The sequence below is a fragment of the Kitasatospora sp. NPDC098663 genome, from assembly GCF_044760075.1.
GTDB lineage: Bacteria > Actinomycetota > Actinomycetes > Streptomycetales > Streptomycetaceae > Kitasatospora.
The window spans coordinates 1-22,663 of sequence record NZ_JBIWAP010000010.1 but is presented as its reverse complement, the minus strand read 5'-3'; the positions used below and the strand labels follow the sequence as shown (position 1 = coordinate 22,663).

Sequence of the window (22,663 nt, the reverse complement as noted above, 5' to 3'; positions counted from 1 at the left end):
CTGTGAGGAGTCCGCTCTGTGCTGCCCTGGATGAGCCCATCTGGCATGGTGGGTGCCGGTCGCATCGTCCGTATTCCGGTCCGCCACCTGCGCGACAGCCCGTCCGCCTGCCCGATGGGCCGGGCGCTGGACGTGCGGCGTGATGTCGCGGTACGTGGGAGCGCACCCGCGTACGCGCCGGTCACGGACTTCCCGTTCAAGCCCTGGTGGCAACTGGTCGACCAGGTCGAGTTCCACGGCGCCGCCGACGTCGACGCGGCGCTCACCGCGTGCGGGCGCGCCCTGTCCCGGTCGCTGCCGCAGCACGTCGAGTACGCCGCCGGTGCCGCCACCGCCTACCGTGCGGCCTGGTTGGCCGAACAGGCGGCACGTGACGGAGGTTCGATACCCCGCACCCTGCCCGTCGCCCCTCAGTGGATGGCGCTCCGGACAGCGTTCGAAGTCCCCGATGCCCGCGGCGTCACCCACTACGAGCGCACCGCCTGGGGCCGGCAGTACGCCTCCCCCGACGGCAGTGTGCGGGAGTTGGTGATCCCCAGTCTGGGGCCTGCCAAGGAGGTGCTGCCGTTGGCCGAACTGTCCGCCGTGGCATCGGTGATGCTCTGCGGCCGCCCGGTGCGGGACGCGTTCGCCACGCCGGCCGAGTCCGTTCCGGACCTGCCCCCGTCTCCTCAGCGGATGCGGATCTTCTCCGCAGGTCTCGCGGACGGGCGTCTTGTCCTGCTGCGGGCGGCGGAGACCGGCGTCGAGGCCGACTGGACGGCGGCCCAGGTGCAGTCGCTGCACGATGCCCAGGTCGCCCCGCGGCTCGCCCGTGCCCTGGACGGTCGCGAGCTCAAGCCGGGCTCCGACTGCGTGCGGTGCAAGGGCTTCACGGCCTGCCCGGCGGTGCTCCGCGCTCCCGGCGTGCTCGTCGCGCCGCCACCGAGCCGGACGCGCAAGCGCCGCAGTGTGTCCGTCAGCGACCTGCGGGCGCACCACGACTGTCCGGCCCGCTACCACCTGACCCGGGTGCTCAAGCTCAGGGACGGCAGGACGGAGAACGAGGCGCTGCGCCGGGGGCGGGCCGTGGACGCCTGGCTGAACGAGCGCCATGCCGACCCGCTCGGCCGCCCCTGCCACGAGGTGCCGCTGCCAGAGAATCTGGACGGCCTCTCGGAGGAGGAACTGCCGCGTGCCATCGCCATGGTGCGGTCACACCGGCGGCACTGCCCGTTGAACATGCCCGCGGCCGGCAGGCTCAGGCCGCAGTACCGGTTGGCCGTCCACGACCCGCGGTCCGACGTGCTCGTGGTCGCCGACTGCGACCTGCTGTACGAGGAGCGCGGTGGTGTCGTGCTCCGCGAGACCAAGACGGCGTCCCGCGCACCGTCCAGCACCGTGGATCTGCTGGAGAAGTACCCGCAACTGGCCCTCGGCGTGCTGCTGCTGCATTCCGGTGTGCTGGGTGGCGACGCCCGCCGCTCCAGGGTGGAACTGGAGACGCTGCGGCCGGACGGGCCTTCGCTGGAGGAGTTCTCCCCTCGTGATGCGGCCACGCTGGAACGGGCCCGGGCCGTGCTGGCCGGCTACTCGGTACCGTGGGCCGCCGACAGCCGTTACGAAGCGCTGCCCAGGGCCGGCTACGCCTGCACGGACTGCGAGGCCTTGTCCTGGTGCGCGACCGGCCGGGAGCGGGCAGCGGGTGCCGTGCGGGTGACGGGGCGCCGTGAACTTGGGAAGCCCTGATGCGTTCGACCGGATCCGGTCCGGCCCCGGATGACCTCTCCACCGCCGCCGTTGACGACTGGGCGGCCCACGACGGCGTCCCGATGCTGGCCACCGTGGCCCGCGCCCTGTGCGTCCTGGAGCACCTCGACGGTCTGGAGGCCTTCCGCCTCCCGTACCCGCCGGTGGTCCAACTCGCGCTGGACCGCTCCGCTGTGGCCTTCCTGCGAAACGACGCCCGGCCGCCCGCGTCGCTCGCCGAACTCGTCCAGCGCTGCGCCCACATTCCGTTGGAGGACTGGCCGTTGCGGCTCCCCGCGGACGCTGCCGGCCCCGACGACCTGCTCATCGATCCGGTCTCCTGGCGCCCCACCCAGCTCTGCCACGAGTGGGGCGACTGGGAGGCGCACGCCCAGGATCCGGCGGTGTCGCACCGCGACCGGCTGGTGATCCACGGGGCACTGGAGCGCTGCCAGGCCTACGGGGAGGAGTCCGCCTACGCCGAGTTCCGTCGGCTGCTGGTGCAGCGGCCGGTGCTCACCACGGCTGAACACTTCGCCCTGCACCGCGACTTCGCGCTTGAACCGGTGTGGGACCTGATCGACCTGATCTATCCCGAGGTGCCGCGTGCGCTGAGCCGGAACGGACAGTTCGCGGTGTGCGGCCGGTGCGGCACGCTGCTGACCCCGGTCTCCGGTGGCGAGTGGTGGTGTGAGCGTGACCGCTGCCGGCGACTGGGCGATCCGTCGGTCGGCCGTTGGATCGATGCCGAACAGGCCGGGGTCGTTCACCAGTTGGAGCGGCCGTTGCGGCGCCATGTGACCGGCCCCGGCCTCGCCGAGGTGGACCTGGAACGTGGACTGACCGCTCTCGGCCTGACGGTGACCATGTGGCCCGGGTTCGATGCCTACGACCTGCTGGTGGTCTTCCCCGACGGCCACCGCTGGGCCATCGACGTCAAGGACTGGGCGCACCCCGGATTCCTGGGCCGCGCGGCCCGTCCCGTACCACGGCGACCCCCGTACGACGAGGCCTTCTGGGTGGTCCCCGCGTACCGGGTCCGGGAACGGCCCGACTACCGACAGACCTTCGAGCGTTCACGTCCCGCCTCGGCCCGCGGACTGCTTCTGGTGACCGACGAGGAGCTGGTGAACGCCGCACGGAAACGGTTGCGTGACATCGGCACGACCACCCGTGAGGAGACCGACCATGCGTGACGAGCGCAGCGCCTACGCCGAGGTGGTTGCCGCACTGGGGCCGGAGTGGGCCGGCGCGGGCGCCCCCGACGGGTTCACACCGCTCGACCTGTGCCGAGTCGAACTCGGTCTACGGCTGTTGGAGCGGCTGTCGCCGGACACTCCGGCCGAGAACGCCTACGCCCTGTTCAGCGGCTACCCGTTCGCCACCCGTGCCGGATTCGCGGACCGTCCGTGGCAGCGCACCGCGCTCGCCGCGGCCCGGTACCTGCTCTGGCCACTGCGTCGGCGCGCCTGGCGACAGGCGCTGGAGGCCTACCGCCTGCTGCCCGATCGACTGCGGGCCTATGCGCTGCCGCCACTGGACTCCGCGCGGCCGCCGCGACCACAGCTGCCCATGGTCGCGGCGGGCCGCGTGCGGGTCTACGACCGCGCCCTCGCCGCGGTGCCCGGCCTGATCGCGCGCGACCTGGACGACGCGCCCGCCGGCACGAGTGCCTTCCAGGAGCGCCGGCGGATCGCCTCGGTGACCATCCCGGAGGAACTGGTCAAGCCCGCCGGGCCCGGACACGACCTGGCCGCGGGCAGGCCGGGTGGCGGCGCGCCCCTGACCGTGCCCCGCGCGGAGCTCTACGCGACGGCCCGGTGGATGGACGCGCGGGAGCGGGAAGCCGAGGTCGAGAGCCCGGGCCACTGGGTGCGTCGTCTCGACGGCCTGCGGTTCGCCGTGCGGGACCGGACCGGTACGGACTTCGCCGAGACGGAGGCGCTCACCCTGGACGGCCTGACTCAGTTGGTCGGCATGGTGGGCGCGGGCAAGAGCACCTTCATGTCCCTGGTCGCCGTCTGGGCGGCGCGCCGGGAGACGCCGCTGCGCACCACGCTGGTGGTCGGTGACGTCGCCGAACAACTGCGGCTCTGCGCCCAGTTCGACGCCCTGGGGATCCCGGTGGCCCCGGTACTCGGCATCACCACGCGGGAGCTGCACGTCCAGCGGCTGCACCGGCGGCTGGCGTCCCGCGGCTTCCACAGCATTCTCGACCAGGAGGACCCCGGCTTCGATCTGCTCAGCACCGTCTGCCTGGTGAGCGGTCTGCGAGGGGCGGAAGGCGGCCCGCTGGAGTACCGTGACGCGCCCTGCAACCGGCTGCACCCCGAACCGACGGCCCGACGGCGTCCGGAACCGGCGACCGCCGCGCCGCTGCGGGCGTGGTCGCCCGAGGGACCGGCGCCGCAGGAGCCGCCGCGGCAGTCCGCCCCGGAGAAGCTGTCCGGGAAGCCGCACGCCTGCCCGATGTGGGGTGGCTGCCCGCGCCACACCGCTGCCCGGAGCCAGGTGGACGCCCTGGTCTGGGTGGCGAATCCGCAGAGTCTGGTCCAGAGTCAGGTGGCCGTCCAGCTCAACGACGAGCGGCTGCGCCAGCTGGAACTCGCCTGCCTGCGCAGCGATCTGATCTTCGTGGACGAGGCGGACAACGTCCAGATGAGCCTGGACCGGCTGTTCGTCCCGTCCGGCACGCTGGTGCGGCCGGACACGGACTCCTGGCTGGACCAGGTGAACCGCTACAAGATCGAGGAGCTGAGCCGGCGCGGCCGACTGCCGCTGACCGACGGGCAGGTGGCCGAATGGAACCGCGCCCTGGGCGGCGTCACGCTCGCCGTCGACCCGCTGTGCACACTGCTGATCAAGGACGAGGAGTTGCGGACCTGGGCGGAACCGTCCTACTTCAGCCCCTGGACCCTCCAGCAGAAACTCCTCGACGGCCTCTTCCGGGACCTGGGCCGGATCCACCGGGAGGCCGACCGCGACGCCGGGGCGGACGGCGCGGCCGTGCCGGGGGACGAGGAGTACGACAGCGCGGGCCCCGATGACGAAACCCAGCTGTACGAGGGATACGACGACGTGGAGCAGACCTCCGCGCCGGCCCCCCATCTCACCCTCTCCCCGGCCCGGCGAGAGCTGGAATCCGCCTGGGACGAGTTCCGTGACGACCCGTTCGGCGAGGGGGACGGCGTGGACCAGCTGGCCGCGTCGCTGGTGCGGGCGGCGCGGGCTCTGCTGCACCACCTGGCCGCAGGACGCACCCGGACGCGGATGCGACGTCTGGCCGACGTCTTGGTCAGCCGGGTGGAGGAGGAGGTGTTGCGGCAGCGGGCCGAGGAGGGGCTGCCGGCCTCGGCGGTCCGCGCCCAGGCGCTGCCGTCGGCGTGGTGGGACGCCCTGGTCCTGCGGATCTCGTTCCTGTTGTTGCTGAGCATCCTGCACCATCGGCTGGAGCGGCTCACCTTCCTCTGGCCGCAGGTGGAGGCGGCCCTGCGGCTCGACTCCCAGGGCAGGGAACTGGCCCGACGGGTGCCGCTGGACTACGCGCCCCTGGTGCCCGAGGCCCCGATGGGCAACGTGCTCGGCTACCAGTACCTGCCGGACGGGGAGGAGCGGGACGACGCGGGACGACGCGGCGGGACCCTGCGGTTCTTCCGGTGCGCCGGTGTCGGCCGCGAACTGCTGCTCTCCCTGCACACCATCGGCGCCGACCCGGGCACCGGGCGGGGCGGACCGCACGTGGTGCTGATGTCGGGAACGAGTTGGGCCGGCGAGTCCACCCGGGCACACATCCGCGTCCCGGTCTCCGTGGTGCTGAAGCCGTCGGACGAGGCCTTGGCGGCGGTTGCCGGGACCAGCTTCGCCACCCGTTTCCTCTACGACCGGGAGGGCCGGGCGATGAGCCTGTCGGGCACGCCTCCCCGCAGCCGGATCGCCCAGGCCGCCGCGATGGCCCACCGGTTGGGCGAGCCCGGGCCGGGCGGCAGCTCGGTGCTGGCGCAGGAGATCAGCCGCATCCCCGAACTGTCCCGCCGCAGGGCGCTGTTGCTGGTCGGCAGCTACCGTGAGGCGCACGCGGTGGCCGACACCCTGAACCAACTCGATGCCTGGCGCGGGAAGGTCCGGGTGCTGGTGCCGGACGACGAGGAGCGGGACCCGGAGGCGGCGGGCACGGCTCCGGGCCTGGACGAGGAGCAACTCGTCGTGGTGCGTCGGGGCGATGTGGCGCGGTTCGCCGAGGACGCCGATGCGGAGGTGCTGGTGGCACCGCTGCTGGCGGTCGAACGCGGCCACAACATCCTCAACGAACAGGGCGAAGCCGCCTTCGGTGTCGCGCTGTTCATGGTGCGGCCGCACCCGCGTCCGGACGATCTGGACCTGTCGGTGTTCGCCGTCAACGACTGGCTGAGCCGGATGCTGCGGGACCAACCCCGCCCGGACGGCCTGGAGGGCCCCCACACTCTGACCGAACTGTGGGAGAAGGCCGGCTCCCTGGACGAGGCGGCGCGCACCCTGCGCTTCCACGGCCGCCGGGAGTGGCGTCGACTGCTCACCCGCCGCTACGCGTACCGGGCGCTGCCCACCTGGGAGAAGCGGGCGTTCGCCTGGGACCAACTCGTCACGCTCTGGCAGGTCATCGGCCGGTTGGTCCGTGGCGGGGTGCCGGCCCGGGTGGTCTTCGTCGACGCGGCCTTCGCGCCGGCCCTGGCCCGTCGGTTGGCGCCGGGCCCGGTGAAACCCGGGCGCGTCGAGACCGGGTCGTCGTCCGCGGTGACCGCGCCGGACGGCCTGCTCCAGGCACTCGGTTCGGTGCTCGGACCCTATCTGAGCACCCCCCCGGGAGCGGTCTCGGACTCCGACCCGGCGGCGCCGGCCCTGGTCCGCCTGCTCTACAAGCCGTTCTACGACGCGCTGCGCACCATGACGCACCGCTGAACACCCGCCGTCCCGCGCCGGCCCGTCCTTTCCCAGCCCGACAGGAGCTCCACGTGCCACCCCTCTACCGCAACGCCCGGACCACCGCGTGGATCCCGGCCGCCCCCGACGCGTCGTTCACGGCGCCGTACCGCGTCATGCCGTTCCCCGAACGCTGGCGTGACGCGGTCCTGGAGCTGTGCAACGCCTCGGTGGTCGCGGCGGGCAAGGAGCCGTGGCGGACGGTCCCCACCCGGCGGTTGGAACAGGTACTGCAGGCGTTCGCCCCCGATGTCCTGGTGCTGCCCCGCCCTTACGGGGACCGTGGGCCAGGGGAGCCCGATCCGTGGCTCTGCGTGCCCGCGGGCGTCCCCGACCCGTTGCCGCCGGAGGTCCTGGACACGCTGGTCGCCCACTGGCTGCGTGATCTGCGTCCCGAGCGGGAGTACCGCGGTCTGCTCAAGGACGCCCTGGCCGAGCTGACGGCGCATCCGCCGCGCTGGGAGATGCTGACTCAGGAACTGCTACCGAGGGAGACGACCGCGGGTGGTACCGCGCGTCCGGCGTCCGTGCAGTTCGCGCTCAGCCCGGACTGGCTCGCCCGTCAGGTACTCGCTCTCGGTTCCTACCCGTACGGGTCCGGACAGCTGACCTTCCGTGCGATGCCGCGCGGCGCCCGTGACCAAGGTGCGCAGCTCGTCTCACAGCCCCTGTGCCACCCCGGCGAGGGAGGCAAGCCGGACGCCTGGTGGTCGGTGGTGCTGTCGATCACCCTGCAGACCACGCCGTTCGATCCGCTGCCCCGGTTCCACCTGCACTGGTCGGTGCGGCGTTGGGCCACCCGGGTCGGCGCGAAGACGGGACGGCTGCGGCTGCCGTGGGCATCGGCCACGACCGTGCTGCTGCGCCCGCGAGTGCCGTTCCTGCCGGGAACCCCGCGGAGCGAGCGGTTCGCCGTCGCCCGACTCGAGCGGTACCGAGCCGAGAACGGTGACTTCGGCGACCGGTGGAAGGACGGCGGCCCGGCACGGATGCTCACCGGCCTGCCGTTGGGCGAGCCGTTCCCGGACGCCGACGACATCCTCACCGACCCGGTCTCGTGGCTGCGCGACGACATGCGGGCGGCGATTCTCTACCGGACGGCGATGGGAAGCCACGACGTCGGTGCCGGATTCATGACGCAGCAGATCTCCCAGCTCACGGCCTGGGCGGAGCAGGCGCTCCCGAATGGGCTGCGCCGGGCTCCCGACCTGACCTTGCTGGATCGCGGGACCCCGCTCAACGCTCCCCGCACCAACGGGCCCAAGGACGGGAAGCAGGCCGAGGAGGAAGCACAGCGGGCACGGCGCCGGCTGAGCTGCGCCTACGCACTGGACGCTCTGCCGGAGATGGAGCGGGAGGGCGGCGTTCCGGTGCTGGAGGCGCGGCTGCTGTGGCAGTCGCCCCGGCTGCGGGACGCAGCGCTCGCTTCGCTGGCCGAACACCTCGGCATCAAGGGTGACGGCGGCTCGTACACCGCCGCGCAGTACGAGGCGGCGACTCCGGGTGAGCCGGTCGTCCATGAGTGGTCCGCGCCGGAGCTGACGGTGCGCGTCCGCTGCCTGCGTCCGCTGGTCGTCACGGGTGAGCGGACGGCCGAAAGCCTGGTCGATCCACTGGACCTGCCGAAGGGTGCCCGGTCCGGGAACACCGACGTCGCGGCGGCCGTCGACCTCCGCAGGAGGCGCATCGCCGAGTGGCTCGCGGCCGACCGGACCTCGGCCGGGCCCGCACTGGCGTTGGTGGAGATCGGTCGGCCGGAGAGCTTCGGTGACAAGCTGTCTGATCCGAAGTTCGCCCTGCGACTCGGATGCGCCCAGGCCGGGTACGTCACGCAGTTCACGACCGTGCCCGTGGAGGCCGGTGGTCCGGACGGCAAGGGCGGTCGCGCGGAGACCGACACGAGTCTGGGACACCGCACTCGCAACGCCTGGGACGACGGCCTGCGTCAACTCGGCGCACGCACCGTACCGTTAGGACAGGTTGGCGAGGGCTTGCCGGCGGGGCTCCGGTACGCGGCCCTGTGGATGGTCCGCAAGAACCGCACCACACGCAATCGATGGGCCGCGTACGTTCCGGTGGGCGTACTGATCACCCCGGATCCGGCGGGCACCGGGGCGGCCCGGGTCGAGGGCTGGGATCCGGACGCCCATGACGGCGCGGGCGGTTGGGTGCCCTACCCGGTGATGCTCACGCGCCTCACCCGCCGTGCCGAGGTTCATCCGCTGCTGCCCGGTCCGCGCCAGGCCGCCGACGCGCCGGCGGCGGAGTCCCCGGCGGAGCAGGAGGCGACCGGCCGCCCGTCCCCGTGGCAGAACCGGGAACAGCAGCGCCGTGAAGCAGCCGAGTGGCTGCACCAGTTGAGGTCCTCGCTGCGCGCCGAGCCGACCGTGCTCTTCGCCGAGGCACACAACGCACGGCAGCACTGGACCTGGCTCCAGGACGGTCGCGTGGAGCGTGACCGGATCCAGGACGGTCTCGCTCCGGCCAGGCACCTCGACCCCGACATGCGGCTGGTCAGGGTGCGGGCCGGCGCGCGGGGTGAGACACCGCAGTGGTGGGGGCTGGCCAAGGGGGGCAAGCCCAACGGCATCCAGCAGGGCGTCTGGCAGCCTGGCGAAGCCCCGGACGGAGCGCGGGTGTTCCACAGCACGACCGCGAAGCCGGTGACGGCCAAGCACGCGGCCGTCACCGCCGACAAGCTCTCGACCCGCCCGATCCTGCAGGGCAAGCGCAAGGGCGAGCCGACCATCGACACCGACCAGAACGCTTGGCTGCCCGGCTTGTTGGAGATCGCCGTCCTCGGTTGCCACGAGAAGGACGGCGACGATCCCCGTGCCTTCGCCCTGCTCACCCACCTCCTGCGCCAGTCCCCGGACTACACCCAGGCGACGGCGCTGCCGCTCCCGCTCCACCTGGCCGGACTTGCGCAGGAGTACGTCCTGCCTACACCGAAGTCCGGCGACGCGGCCGACGAGGAAGGCGCGGCCGCTGAGGCGTGGATGGGATCCGGTTCATCGGCCGAGCCTGCCGCTGACCCGGATCCCGAGGATCAGCCACTGCCGGACCTGGAGGAGCCGGACGGTTTGGAGGTGGAGGGCGACGGTCAGCTCTCCCTCTTTGAGGCGTAGCCCATCGGCACCCAGGGGGCACCGTCGCCTGTTCCCAGCTTCTCCCCGCACAACCCGGACGGGCCGCTCCCGGATGTTGCTGACCGCTGCGAGCACATCGTCGAAGTCGCTTTCGCCTGGGAGGGGCACAGTGCGAGAGGAGGCATGACCGGGTTCCGGTCCTTCGACAAGCTCCGTGCGGTAGGAGGTGCGGATGCCGTCGAGAGCGTGAACCGGAACCCGTCGTCGGCTCAGCGGGACGCGGGCGGTTTCGGCCACGGGGTTCCGTGCGCCGCGGCGTCGAGGACCTCGCCGAGGCGGAGCCAGGCGGTGGGGCCGGCGTGGCTGATCGGGCTGTCGGCGAAGCGCTGCCAGGCCGGAGGGTCGTTGCCGAGCGCGGTGTTCACCAGGGCGAGGACGGCAGGGTGGGTGCTGCTGCGGTAGCGGGGGCCACCGACGGTGAGTGCCGTCCAGGCGGGGAGGGCGAGGACGGTTTCGCGGTCGCAGTCGGGCAGCGCGAGGACGTGCCGGGCCCAGGACTCGCGGTCGTTGGGGCCGCCGCCGAGCCTGCGGCGCAGGTCGTGGGTGAGGGCAGGCAGGGCCTGCTGCGGGGCGGAGTGCCGGGCGAGGACGTCGGGGAAGGCCGGTTCGCTCCGGTAGCCGCCTCGCTGGGCGCAGGACAGCAGGGCCTTCTCGACCAGCTGGTCGTTGCCGGTGTGCTGGTCCAAGTAGGTGGTTAGGACGGCGGATTCGACGACGGAGAGCTGACGTACTGTCACATCGGCGGGGTCGCCGAGCGCGGCGCGGCGGGTGGCGGCCGACTGGGGGATCGGGTCGGCGACGATCCGGGTGATGTCGGTGAGCAGCTTCGTGAACTGCTGGTGGTCGTCGTAGTCCTGGTGGCTGTAGGAGCGGGGGCGGCTCGGGCCGCGCCGGGCGTCGCGGACGATGCGCTGGACGGCGGCCCTCGTCCCGGCCGTCACCTCGGGGAGGTGCACCAGCATGGCGTGCACCCAACGGAGGTCGGCGGCCCGGCTGATTCCGTAGTGCTCCCGCGGCTGCCAGGTGTGCAGGGCCTGTTCGGCGACGAGCGCGAACCGGCGCGCCAGATCGGAGAGTTCGTCCGGCGGGGTGCGCCACGGGTAGGGGTCGCCGCCGTAGGGCGGCTTCGCCTCGGCGGGGTCGAGGATGAGCTTCCACCGGCCGTCCGCGGCGTGTTCCACCCAGGAAACCGCCACGCCACAGCCTTCCTTGGCCTCGTGGAGGGCGTCCTTCCCCATATAGAGGCTGAGCCTCCTGCGTCCCCTGTCGTCGAGCGAGGCCAATTCGGTGGCGAACTGCTCCCGGACGAATTCCTCGGAGGCCCCGTCGACCAGAGCCCGGCAGATCCGCGTCGTCAGCATGACGGCGTCGAATCCGGCCAGGTCGGCCAGCGCGATCCGACGGAGCAACTCGGGCTCCACCAGCCACGGTAGGCCACCGAGCAACTGCTCCCTCACGGTGGAGCTCGCCCTAGCTCCGTCCGTGGCCGCCACGAAGCGGGCGTGACGGTCCGGTTGTTGCTCCAGCACTGTCCGCCACATGCGCCCCCATGCTTCGCACTCCGCCCAGAACCTATCGAACTCTTCTGTGAAGTTCTCGCCATCCGCGTGCACCTGCTCCGGCGCGCTGGGAAGCAGCGCGACCGCGGCGTCGAAGACACGGTCGTCGAGGCGTCCGGTCCGGAGTACTTCCTGCGCCGGCGTGCGGTCCTTCAGCATGGCGGACGTGAAGTGCGGCGGCTGCGGTACCCGCCGGTGGAGTTCGGCAGCCACCGCGGCGGTCAGCGTCGGCGGACGGTCGGTGGTGCTGAGCATGCCGAGTCGGTAGGCGGAGCAACCGCGCAGGGCGTCCGCCAGCAGCTCCATGTCAAAGTCCGGGTGTCCCAGGGCAAGGGCGGCCAGTTCGACGGTTGTGCTCGCGCGATAGTCGGACTCCTCCTGCCGCAGCCCCTCCGCCACGGCGGTCGTCAGCATCCAGGCCGGTGCGCTTGTCCGGAACGGCCCGCGCAGGAGGGCCGCCAGCAACTCTCCCACCTGCCGGTCGTCGTGGCGATCCTTTGCCTGCTGAGCCGCCATCAGCGCCGCAGCCGAACCAGGTTCGGCACCGGCCGCGACGGCGGTCAGGAACTCCACAGGCAACCGGTTGCCGATGGCGGACATCGCTCTCCCTTTCCGAGACGGATCAGCGCCACCATCCTGCAGCATCGCTCGGACACATCGGGCTGCCGGACGCGATCGCACCAAGCCCCGAAGACCGGCCCGCCAATCCGGCTGGACTGCCCCCCGAGGTCATGTACGGTATTCGGCAGCACCCGGTCCGGGCCGCCGACAGCATCGGTGGAACCAGCCGCAGCAACGACTTCACCCGTCCGGGGACTCGCCAGCAGCGCGTCCACCAGCGGAACTCCTCATCCCAGAGCGCACTGCGCCCGCCTTTCCGGAGTCTCCGTATGCCTGAGCGTCAACTCATTGCTGTACCAATCGACTTCCTGTGCGAACACACTCCAAGCAAGAGCCGCGTCCTGGTGCGCGTCGGCCACGACCGCGGCCCCGACTCCCTGCAGGCCGTTCTCACCTGCCGCCAGGCGGAACTGGCCGACCGCGCGGCCTGGTTGCTCCTCCAAGCGCTGAAGTCCACCCCGGACACGTGGGCGGTGAATCGCGTGGACGAATTCTGTCGGCAACTGCCCGACGCGCCGGCGGCCTCCCTGCGGCAGGCCGTGACCCGGGCGCTCTCCCGTGCCTGGCCCATCGACCCGGGGTCGCTTGCCATCTGGCCTGAGCAACAGGGGAACCAGGCCGCAGCCGAGTCGGACGAACCCGATCGGGATGACAGGGCGGTGCCTACAGCCTTTGGGGCCGGTCCGCGCCTGCGCGACCTTCCCGGCCAGGTGATCAGGGTGGCTGTGCTCCGGGAGTTCCACATCCGCAACCGAAACGCGGTGCTGGAAGCGGCGCGCGCCCAAGGCTGGACGCCCGGACCGGCCGAGGAGCTGTACGCCAACGATCCGCACGACGTGATCGGCGCCGTCATGTGGCTCACCGACGAGGACATCGAGATCGCTGGCGCCGACTCCCTCACCGGTCGTGGGCAAGGAGGCTTCCTGCGCCGGGACAAGGGGGACGAGGTCGCCCGTTGGAGCCGGAACGTCGTCGTCGATTTCGGCCCCGGCTCGTCCCTGCTCATGGCCGGCCGGTCCGAAGAGCCCGCCCAGGACGAAGTACCCGACTTCGCCTCGCTGTTCGCAACGGAGCCCGTGCACTGCGACGACCCCGAGTGCGAGGACGAGTCCTGCCTGTGGAGCCTGACCCCGCGCACCGCGGACATTCTCCACGGAGCGCTGTGCGAACTCGCCGACGAGGCGTACGAGGACGCCGAAGAACTCGGCGACGGTCGGCTGATGCCGGACGTACACGAGGGAACCTGGGGCGTGTTCGCCCGGCTGCCGAAACCCACCTTCGCCATGGACCACCGATGGCGGCGCAGGTTCGCCCGTGCCGTGGACGACCTCACCGACGACCTGGAACACGGCCACTGGCCCCAACCGACCTGCACCGCCGAGGAAATGGCCCTGCACCTCGCCCTCGACGACGCCGGCAGCCAGTGCGGCGAACTCGCCGTGGACAAGTCGTCCGGCCACGCCGAGTTGCCCGTTCACCGGGACGACTACGACTTCAGTGCCTGCACCAGCATGTTCTTCCAGGACACCGATGTGCTCATGCTCTACAGCTCCCGATACGCCGGCATCGAGGGTCCCGACACCAACCAGTGGTTGGGCCCCGGAGAGCTGCGTCCGGCCGTGTGGTTCGAACCGTTCGACAACGTCGACGCCCGCGATCCCCGGCGGGGCTTCCGCCGCTGACCCGAGGACGGCGCGCCAGGCGCCTGTATCCGAACATGCCGTTGCGGCAACCTACTCCAGCCGTGAGGAGTGGGTTGCCGGTGCCCGCGGCTACGCTCACGGGCCGAGACCGACAGGGGAGTAACGTGCTCGAGAACGCTCTGACCGCAGATGTCGCACTCGGGCCCTTCACGGGCAAGCCGATCACCGTTCATTCGGCCACGAGCAAGAACGCCAAGTTCCACGCCACGCGGTCATGCAGCATGCTGCGCACTCGGGATGTCGTCACCGCCCAGGTGCCGCTGAATGCGGAGACGATCAGGCGGATGTGCGCGCAGTGTGACCGATGCAGCCGTTGGGCCCGGCCCGGGACTGGACTCGGCATCTTCCTGCGCGCGCTCAGCGGTTCGGGGCTGTTGTACCAGCTCCACGCCTACACCGGGCCCGACCAGGACGAGGATTGGGCGGACGACGAAGTGCGGGCTGCCGCGGCCCTGCTGCGTTCCACCCCCGAGACCGACCCGGAGGACGAGGAACCGGACGCGCAGGCGCGCGAGGATGCCGAATACCTCCGGGGCAGGGTGCGCGAGGCATGGAGCGGCGCCGTCAAGAGCCTGCACCTGACCGAGGCCGCCCTCTCGATGTACGACTGGCTCGGTGAATGGGCCGAGCCCGCGCTCGCAGCGAAACGACAGTACCTGGAGACCGACCCTGCGCACGCAGGCGGCGCTCTTCGTCCCGGAGAGCGGCTTGCTGGAGGCAGCAGCGGCCGGCTCCCTGGGAAAGCCCGAATTCCCGGTCGACGACCCGGCGTTCGCCGTCCGCGGCAACCGCACGGAGGTCGCAAAGTCCCTCGAATCCCTGTGGTCCGACTGGCAGCACCGGGCCTCTGGCAGCTGCAGCCCGGGGGACGAGCGCTGGCGGGCCGTGTACGAGATCACGGGGCGGCTACGCTCCCACCGCAAGGGCTACGACCAGCTCTGCTCCGCCGTGGACGAGTTGGTCGCCTCCTGGGAGGGCCTGGCACGGGCGGCCGCTGAGGACGCCGGAGCGGAGCGGACCCGACAGGTGATTGTCCGCCTGGCGGAAGCCGTCGACGACTCCTCGGCAGGGTACGACCGGGGCTTCCTCGCGGACCTCGACGAGTGGAGCACCGGCGTACTCGTGACCTACCTCACCGACGCCGACTGGGGCCGCCGCACCCTCACGCTGAACGTCCCGCGGCTCGTCGCGGACCGGCTCCTCACCTCCAGGTCCCCCTTCACCGAGTGCGGCCTTTGGCGTCCTGACCGTGCCGAACCTCGGAAGCCGGCCGTCCGCCTCACCCCTGGCGTCTTCGACGACACCCCGGTGTTCGATCGGCTGCCGATCCACGCGGAACACCTGCGCGCACTGAACGCGGCCCCGGTGGGAGTTGACGAACTGTGCCTGGTCTTCTCCCCGGGAGCGGGATCCGAAGTACTGCCCCTGTCGACGCTCGAGACACGAGTGGCCGCAGGATGGAACGGGACCGTGATCGCCCGCGCCTCCGATCTGCCCCAGAGCGTCATCGAACCGTGGATCGAGGAGATCGGCCCCCGGCCCACCGACGGCGAACGCATCTGGCCGCCTGCGGTCCAGAACCCGTACGACCCGCGTTTCGGCGCGGACCTCGGCTACGCCGACGGCGCCTGCATGACGGCCTGGCTCGGGTACGACGAGCGCTTCAAGGAACCCGACCTGCGCTGCCTGGCCATGGCCCGCGGAGCCGGAGACCTGCGGACACTTGACGGCGGCCGTGATCGCGAGGGCCGCCGCCGGACGGTCTCCACCTCGGTGTGGCACGGCCTGCTCGCCGGTGCCGACCGCCTCGACCTCCAACCCTTCCGCGCCCCCGGCACCGACCGCTGGCGTGACGGCAGTGGAATTCCCTTGGGTGTCCTCGCCGACGTACAGGTCTACACGACTGACGCGGACCCCGGGTGGCAGCGCAAGGGCCACTCCCCGTTCTGCCAGCACGCCAGGGAACGCGGCGTCGAGAAGAACGACGACCTGCTGCGCGTCGCGGACCTGCTCGCGCGCAGCGACTTCGACTGGTGCAGCAAGTGCCACGGCTACGCGATCCGGCGGTTCACCGACACCCAGCTCTCCTACTACCGGGCCGCGCACCAACTCCACGACATCGCCGAGGAACTCCGCCAGGACCCGGACAGGCCGCTCCGGATGGACGGAGAACTCCTGGCGGAACGCCTTACCGGACTGGCCAGCTGGCAACCGGAGGGCGAGGACTACTGGAACGCACCAGAGTCGTGGCGCTGGCACGAGATCGTCCGCGAGCTCCGCACCCGCCTGGCGACCCGAGGCCGGACAAGCTGACCGGTCCGTGCCGTAGCGGTGGAAGGGCTGATTCGTCCCCCTCCGCCGTTACGGTGAGTAGTCCCGGCTCTGGGACCATTTTGGGACCAGCTGTTTTGGCCGCTGGTGGACGCATGCGGACGCACCTGGACGGAATTGGACATCTCTGGCCGTTGTCACAGTTGGGCCTCCGTCAGCTCGGGTAAACCATGCCAGCGGCTCCTGTCGTCCAATTCCCGTTCCTGTAAGCTAAGTTTATAGCTGACTTGGGATCGGTCAGGCAGATGGACGGTTGGTTGGTTAGCGAAGGTATTTGACTTGGGGGTCAAGGGGTCGCAGGTTCAAATCCTGTCGTCCCGACTTGCAAAACTGCAGGTCGTAGGCCGTTTCCGCTTCTGGCGGGAGCGGCCTTTTTTGATGTTCTGTCGGCTGGTGGCCGCAGGGTGGTCGCCGGGCCACGTCGGCCAGGTGGCGTTCGGTTCGATTTCCTGTGGCGCCTGATGGGCTGCCAGGCGGCGGTGGGGGCGCGGGTTCTGGTGCCATGGGCGCCGGGCGCGGCAGGTGGGCTCGCCGAGGACTGCGCGGTCGGCGATGGTGAGGGTCCAGGCGATGGCGTCGGCCCGCGGCGCGGGCGGCGAGTCGGGTGAGTCCCGCGTAGATGTTCGCGGTGGTCGACAGGGTGCGGTGGCGCAGGGTCTTGGAGACGACCGGCAAGGCGACGCCTGCGGCCATGGCGAAGCTGGCGGCGAGGTGGCGCAGGTCGTGCAGATGGAAGTGGTCGAGGACGTTCTTGGGGTGGAGCGGGCGGCCGTGGCGGTGGAAGACGTAGCCGGCGGCGGGGGTGATCTGGCCGAAAGCGCGTGAGCCGGCGCGGTCCTCAAGGGCGGCGGCGACACGGTCGGACAGGGCGACCCAGGCGCGGCTGCCCTTGGTCTTGGGGGCGGTCAGCAGGAGCTGGTTGTTGTCGATTGCGGAGAGCGTGGCTCGGACGAAGAGGGTGCGCTCGGGCAGGTGGACGTCGTCCCAGCGCGGCGCGAGGACTTCGCCTTTGCGCATGCCGGTGCCGATCATCAGCTCGGCGAGGTCGGCGAACATCGGGTCGGTGACGTGGGTGAAGCGCAGGAAGTGGGCCGCCTGTTCTTCCGTCCACAGGTGTCGTTCGGCCGGGGCGGGCCTGGAGATGAGCGGGGGTTTGGCAGGGTTGCGGGGGCGGCGTTCGCCGGTGACGGCGTCGCTGAGGGCGCTGGAGAGGGTGGCCATGATGCGGTGGACGGTGACTCTGCCTCGGCCGTGGTGGAGCTGGTCGGTGACGAAGACGCTCAGGTGGTGGCGGGTGAGGTCGTCGAGGGGGATGGTGCCGAGGGCGGGGATGAGGTCCTGGGTGATGTAGGCGCGGTAGCGGGCGATGGTGGTGGGCTTGAGGTGGAGTTCCTTCTCGGTGAGCCAGGTGGTGAGGTATTCGGCGGTGGTCTGGCGTGGGTCGATGATCACGCAGGCGGGCAGGGACTGGTTGAGGCGTCGCAGGGCGATGCGAGCGTCGAGTTCGTCGGGGAAGCCGGATCGGCGGATGGTGTGGCGGTGGCCGTCGACAGGTGGGGAGTCGACGGCGAAGGACCAGCTGCCGTGACGGGGGTCGGTGGCGAGGTGGGGGGCAGTGGGTGCCGAGTTGGCGGTGGTGGTCGTCGCGGCAGCCGCAGCGCCGGTAGACGCGTCCCCGGTCCCGGTTGTCGGAGGGATTCGGTGAGCAGCGCATGGTGATCGCCTCGAAGGATCGCGCGCGAGTCGTCCTTCTCCCAGTCTGCCTCCGCGGGGCGATCACCGTGCGACCGTGAGCTCATGGAAAGGGCTGTGACCTGCGGATCTCCCTTGACCGTAGACAAAGGGAGATCCGGCTGACCGACGGGCGTCGGCGGCCGGCCAGCCTTGGTGGGGTAGGCGGTCAGGTGAGCCGGTCGCTGTTGGCGGCGGCGGTTTCGCGGACGAGCTGGGCGAAGCGTTCACGGCTTCGCTGCTGGTGCTGCTCGGCCTGCTCGTCGTCCCAGTCCTCGGCATCTGCGTTGAGGCTGTCTTCGTCGTCGAGTTCGTCGTACTCGCTTCGACCGCCCAGCTGGGGGTTGGGCAGGGAAAGCTGCCAGATCTGCTTGCCGTATGACCGTATTCCAGCAGGTCAAGGGCCTTGCAGCGATCACCTGACCTGTCATCGGAGGCTGAGTCTCGCCCATGGCCGTGCGGCCTGGAACGGCTGCTTCCTTTCTCCGCCTGCGGCCCGACAGCGCTACCGGGCCACCGAAGCGGGCAACGGGCCGGCTCTCGTGTCAGAAGGCGCGGCACCCGCGAGATAGGTGGCATTCAGTTACCAACTGAGACTTTGAGTGATGATATCGGGTGGTTCTGATCCCGTTGCTCCTTCCGGGGCGGCTTGTTCCGGGCCGGGCGACCCCTGATCTCGCCGTGTTCGAAGGAGAAGCTCATGCGGGATGCAGCGGTCGGGGACGGGGACTTCGCCGACGAGGCCGGCGTCAGGACGCGGGAGCCGGCGGCCGGTTCCGGGGGCCTGGACGGCGAGGCCGTCAACGACGGTGCCGGCGGTGAGTACGAACTGCTCCCGCCTTCGCAGGACCGGCAGCCGCCCGCACCGGCCGAGGAGGACTATCCCGACGCCCGCCCCCGCTGCGGGCCGTGGAGCAGAGCGCGCCGGCGGAGGCCGAGACGATGCTGTCGGCTGCCGCGGCGATCCAGCCGGACCGGCTGCTGCGGACCTGGATGTCCCGGCTCCCGGACACCCTGGACCTGGCCGACCTGATGATTCCCGGCACGCACGAGTCGTGCGCCCGGGGCAAGCCGGTCAGGTGGGCCAACTGCCAGACGAAGGACCTCGACTGGCAGCTCTACAACGGGGTCCGGTTCCTCGACCTGCGCTGCCGCCGTGTCGGCTCGGGGTCGAATATGAGCTTCACGCTCCACCATGGCGACTACTACCTCGACATGATGCTCGGCGACGCCCTGAACCACCTCTGGGGCTTCCTGCAGTGGCATCCCACCGAGACCCTCCTGCTGCGGATCTCCCAGACGAAGTCCGACGCCTCCGCGGCCGACTTCCGGCGCACCTTCGAAACCAACTACCTGCCCAACTGGCGCAACCTGTTCCATATCTCCCCGTCGATCCCGAACCTGAGAAGCGTCCGCGGCAAGGTCGTCCTGATGACCGGCTGGCCCTACATCGGCGGCCTGGCACTGAGCAGCACCGCGGTGTTCGACACCCAGGACGAGTGGAACGCACCCATGATGGATCGCAAGAAGGCCGAGGTGACGGGCCACATGAACCGCGCGGCCAGCGCCACCGCTCCCCGGCGCAAGATCTACATGAACTACACCAGCGCCAACGACAAGCCGCCCTTCGGCGCGACCCCCTGGAGCTACGCCGAGAAGCTCAACCCGCACACCCTCGCCCAGGTCAACGCCCGGCCGGGCAAGTGCCTGGGCATCGTTCCGATGGACTACATCAACCGCCACAATGGCAGCACCAACGGCGACCACGTCGACCTGCCCCGCGCCCCCGTCAACCGCAACGCCGTCCGCCAGTACCAGACGCTGACGATGAAGCCCTCCGGAGAAGTCGTCTGCGAGCCCTACAGCGCGGCCGCGACGCAGAGCTTCTACCTGGTCGACCAGAACGACGGATCCGTCGGCATCCGCCACCAGGGAACCAACAGGGCGCTGTCCCTGAGGCACGACGGCATCGTCCTGGGCGAGCCGTACGTGGGATCGCAGCACCAGAGCTTCCGCATCATCGAGCACGGTGACGGCTCCCGAGGTGTCCGGGGCCACTACAACAACCTCGGCCTGACCCTCGTCACCGACACCGGCCAAGTGCACGGATCCCCCAACACCACGGGCATCAACATCACCAAACAGGCGGACGGATCAACCGGCTTCCGCCACTACTACAACTGACCCTCTCTGCAGACCGGACCACCACCCACACACCGGGCCGCCCGCGGCGGACGCCCGCACCGACCGACGTGATCTGTGCGGGCGCCCCACCGCGTCGCGCGAGGCCGTACAGCTGGCTTACCGTCACTCGCTGGTCGGCGCTGCGTAGCTTCCGTTGACGCGGGCCGCGGTGGATCCGGGCTGTCCCGTGGTTCGGCCGGAGGCGCGCGCTTGGAGGTAGGCGGTCCAGTCGGTGGCCGCGCGGGAGCGCCAGCTGGTGACGGTGTTCAGGTGGAGGCCGAGCATGGGGGCCAGGGCCGCCGGGGCATGTCCTGGGCGAGCTGCGCAAGGGCGGTTGCCCGGGGCCGGTCGGCTGGGGACGCCGTGGGCGGTGAGGCGGCGGGCCAGGGCGCCGCCGGTGATGTGCTGGCTGGGCTTGGCCGAGGGGAAGCGCCAGCGGCTCGGGTGGTTCGCGACGCCGAGCGATGAACGCGCGGGGCTCTGTGGGAAGCCGCGGGCCGGTGCTCTACGCGTCCTGCAGGACAACTTCGTCGAGCACCGTGGCGGCATGCTCGGCCCGCTGGGCGTCAGCCTGGTTGAGGGCGGTGGCGAGGGCGTCGACGGCCTGCTCGGCGGAGTCTTTGAGGAGGTGGCCGTAGAGGTCGGTGGTGATGGCGAGGTTGGCGTGGCGCAGGGTCTTGGACCGTCGAGCCGGCCGAGCCCGCGCCGCAGACGATCACGTCAACTCGGCCCGTGCGTCTCGCCCACCCGCGGCGAGGGCGGCCCTGCGTCACCTGTCGTTGCCGTTCGTCCACGGCGCTCGCTCCTCTGCCAGGGCCCGTAGGATCGGGCCGTTGGCGTGGTTGTCCCCGCTGAGCGGAGCGGCCGACCCTGGTCGGGCGGGCAGTTCGGCGCTCCTGACCCGTGGCCGGCTCACGGGGTAATGCGGGGCTGTCCGCTGGAGGCGCGGAGGCCGCCGTCGACAGGGAGCTGAGCACCAGTCACGTACCGCGCGTCCGCTCCGGCGAGGAAGGCGACCACGGAGGCGATCTCCTCGGGGAGGGCGACGCGGCCGAGCGGGATGCGCTCGGCGAAGGCCCTGACCACTGGCGATTCGGCGGTCAGGCCCGCTGTGATGCCGGTGCCCAGTGTGAATCCCGGGTGGACCGCGTTGACGCGCACCTCGGGGGCGTGGTCCAGGGCCATGGCGCGGGTCAGGTTGACCACGGCGCCCTTGGCTGCGTTGTAGGCGGCCATGCCATAGTCGCCGCCCAGGCCGCCGGTGGAGCCCACGTTGACGATGCATCCGTGCGCGGCCCGCAGCGGCCCGAGTGCGGCCCGGCTCGCGTGGAAGACCGCGTCCAGGTTGAGGGCCATCGCGGCGCGCCAGGCGTCGGGGGTCACGGCGTCGACGGCGCCGAAGGCGGGCGCGCCCGCGTTGTTGACCAGGACGTCCAGCCGACCGAGTTCGCCGGCGATGTCGGCGAACAGCGCGTCTACCTGGTCGGGCACGGTGAGGTCGGCGGTCCGTACGAGCGCCTTGACACCCTTGGGTGCCCCGGCGGCCGTGTGCTCCAGCTTCTCCCGGGTCCGTCCGACCAGGACGACCGTCGCGCCCTCGGCGGCGAAGCGGTGGGTGATCGCCGCCCCGATCCCCGACCCGGCTCCGGTCACCACCACGACCCGTCCGGTGTCCGTGCTCACAATGCCCTCCTCGGTGCAGCCCGCGCGAACCTGCCTTGCTCCTGGCAGGCCGGGAACCCGGCCTCCCACGACGACATTCACCTTAGGAGGGGTGTGCGCCTGTACGCTTGGACGTGAGAGCCACATCGCGGGGACTTCAGCGCCAGCCCGGGGAGGCGACGGTGACGGGGACGAGCGGGCCGGGCAGTGGCGGGAGTTTCTCGGCCGACGTGACCGCCCCGGGCGCGCCGGAGCACGGGTTCGACCGGTTCCGGCAGGGCTGGGAGAAACAGGTCGGCGAGGCCTACCCCGCACCCGCCTTCACACCGGGGGCCGCAGGAGAGTTCAGGATCAGCGCCCGCGCCGTCCTGGTCCACCAGTCCGTGCTGGCCGACGTGCACAGCCACTCGCTGGCCGGTACCAACGGCAGCGCCCTCGACCAGGGCGACGACATGGTCCTGTTCCACGCGGTCACGCACAACGTCTGGGACTTCACCCGGCGCCGGGAGGGCCGACTCACCGTTCCAGCCGGGGACTTCATGCTCCAGCGCAGCGGACCGCCGACCTTCGAGGCCGCCCGGCAGGCCAGAGCGACGGTACTGATCCTGCCCGCCCGAGGCCTCGGCCCGCTCATCGGCGACCGGCTGGTCACCGGCTCCTCGGCCAAGGCCGAGACGCGGTTGCTGCTGGGGCACGCACGGCTCCTCTCCCAGACCGCGGGGGGCCTCTCCCCGGGCGGCGCGCAGGCCGCCCACCTGGCCCTGATCGAGCTGGTCCGGGGCGTGCTTCGGCAACGGCCCGACGCCACCGAGCCCGCCCACGCGCCCGCCCTGGCCCAGGCCGCCCGGGAGCTCGCGGACGTCCGCCTCGCCGATCCGCAGCTCTCTCCCGCCCTCGTGGCCAGGGAACTCGCCGTCTCCGTCCGGACCCTGCACCGGGCGTTCGAGGGCGGCGAGGAGACCGTCGCTGGCTACATCCGCCGTCGCAGGCTCGAACAGGCCAGGGCTGCGCTGTTGTCGGCGATCGGCCGGCCCAGCAT

At 71.3% G+C, this 22,663-nt stretch carries 12 protein-coding genes; 8 read left to right on the top strand and 4 right to left on the bottom strand.

Annotated features, from left to right (window positions below; genetic code table 11):
- Positions 1-30 precede the first annotated feature (30 nt).
- The 4 genes from ACIQVZ_RS13025 to ACIQVZ_RS13010 are packed head-to-tail and all read left to right on the top strand — an operon-like array spanning position 31 to position 9,812.
- Positions 31-1,728, top strand: a complete 1,698-nt coding sequence (locus ACIQVZ_RS13025) for a PD-(D/E)XK nuclease family protein (RefSeq protein ID WP_402449494.1) — start codon at positions 31-33, stop codon at positions 1,726-1,728.
- A complete protein-coding gene (locus ACIQVZ_RS13020; RefSeq protein ID WP_402449492.1) occupies positions 1,728-2,924 on the top strand; it encodes a Fis family transcriptional regulator in 1,197 nt (398 codons plus the stop codon). The genes ACIQVZ_RS13025 and ACIQVZ_RS13020 overlap by 1 nt, the downstream gene beginning before the upstream one ends.
- The gene (locus ACIQVZ_RS13015; RefSeq protein ID WP_402449489.1) at positions 2,917-6,663 is read left to right on the top strand and encodes a hypothetical protein; all 3,747 of its coding nucleotides are present in this window, start codon (positions 2,917-2,919) and stop codon (positions 6,661-6,663) included. The genes ACIQVZ_RS13020 and ACIQVZ_RS13015 overlap by 8 nt, the downstream gene beginning before the upstream one ends.
- 53 nt (positions 6,664-6,716) lie before the next feature.
- Positions 6,717-9,812: a pPIWI_RE module domain-containing protein gene (locus ACIQVZ_RS13010; RefSeq protein ID WP_402449488.1), complete on the top strand. Its 3,096-nt coding sequence runs from the start codon at positions 6,717-6,719 to the stop codon at positions 9,810-9,812.
- Between the two features lie 230 nt (positions 9,813-10,042).
- Here ACIQVZ_RS13010 and ACIQVZ_RS13005 read toward each other — a convergent pair whose 3' ends face one another.
- Positions 10,043-11,992, bottom strand: a complete 1,950-nt coding sequence (locus ACIQVZ_RS13005; RefSeq protein ID WP_402449486.1) for a hypothetical protein — start codon at positions 11,990-11,992, stop codon at positions 10,043-10,045.
- 740 nt (positions 11,993-12,732) lie between these two features.
- Between ACIQVZ_RS13005 and ACIQVZ_RS13000 the strand changes: the two genes are divergently transcribed.
- Both ACIQVZ_RS13000 and ACIQVZ_RS12995 read left to right on the top strand, forming a co-directional pair.
- Positions 12,733-13,695: a hypothetical protein gene (locus tag ACIQVZ_RS13000; protein WP_402449484.1), complete on the top strand. Its 963-nt coding sequence runs from the start codon at positions 12,733-12,735 to the stop codon at positions 13,693-13,695.
- A 729-nt stretch (positions 13,696-14,424) separates the two neighbouring features.
- A complete protein-coding gene (locus tag ACIQVZ_RS12995) occupies positions 14,425-16,029 on the top strand; it encodes a hypothetical protein (RefSeq protein ID WP_402449482.1) in 1,605 nt (534 codons plus the stop codon).
- 279 nt (positions 16,030-16,308) lie between these two features.
- Here ACIQVZ_RS12995 and ACIQVZ_RS12990 read toward each other — a convergent pair whose 3' ends face one another.
- Positions 16,309-17,499 (bottom strand): tyrosine-type recombinase/integrase, encoded by a 1,191-nt coding sequence (locus tag ACIQVZ_RS12990; protein ID WP_402449480.1) that lies wholly within the window; start codon positions 17,497-17,499, stop codon positions 16,309-16,311.
- A gap of 1,188 nt (positions 17,500-18,687) precedes the next feature.
- Here ACIQVZ_RS12990 and ACIQVZ_RS12985 point away from each other — a divergent pair.
- On the top strand, positions 18,688-19,962 hold the full coding sequence (locus ACIQVZ_RS12985; protein WP_402449478.1) for a phosphatidylinositol-specific phospholipase C domain-containing protein: 1,275 nt from the start codon (positions 18,688-18,690) through the stop codon (positions 19,960-19,962).
- A 123-nt stretch (positions 19,963-20,085) separates the two neighbouring features.
- Here the strand turns inward: ACIQVZ_RS12985 and ACIQVZ_RS12980 are convergent, their stop codons facing one another.
- Positions 20,086-20,247, bottom strand: coding sequence for a hypothetical protein (locus ACIQVZ_RS12980; protein ID WP_350887787.1), 162 nt, complete (start codon positions 20,245-20,247; stop codon positions 20,086-20,088).
- A gap of 627 nt (positions 20,248-20,874) precedes the next feature.
- On the bottom strand, positions 20,875-21,645 hold the full coding sequence (locus tag ACIQVZ_RS12975) for an SDR family NAD(P)-dependent oxidoreductase (protein ID WP_350887790.1): 771 nt from the start codon (positions 21,643-21,645) through the stop codon (positions 20,875-20,877).
- A gap of 161 nt (positions 21,646-21,806) precedes the next feature.
- Here ACIQVZ_RS12975 and ACIQVZ_RS12970 point away from each other — a divergent pair.
- Positions 21,807-22,663: DNA-binding protein (locus ACIQVZ_RS12970; protein ID WP_402449475.1), on the top strand; the 857-nt coding region annotated here is incomplete at its 3' end.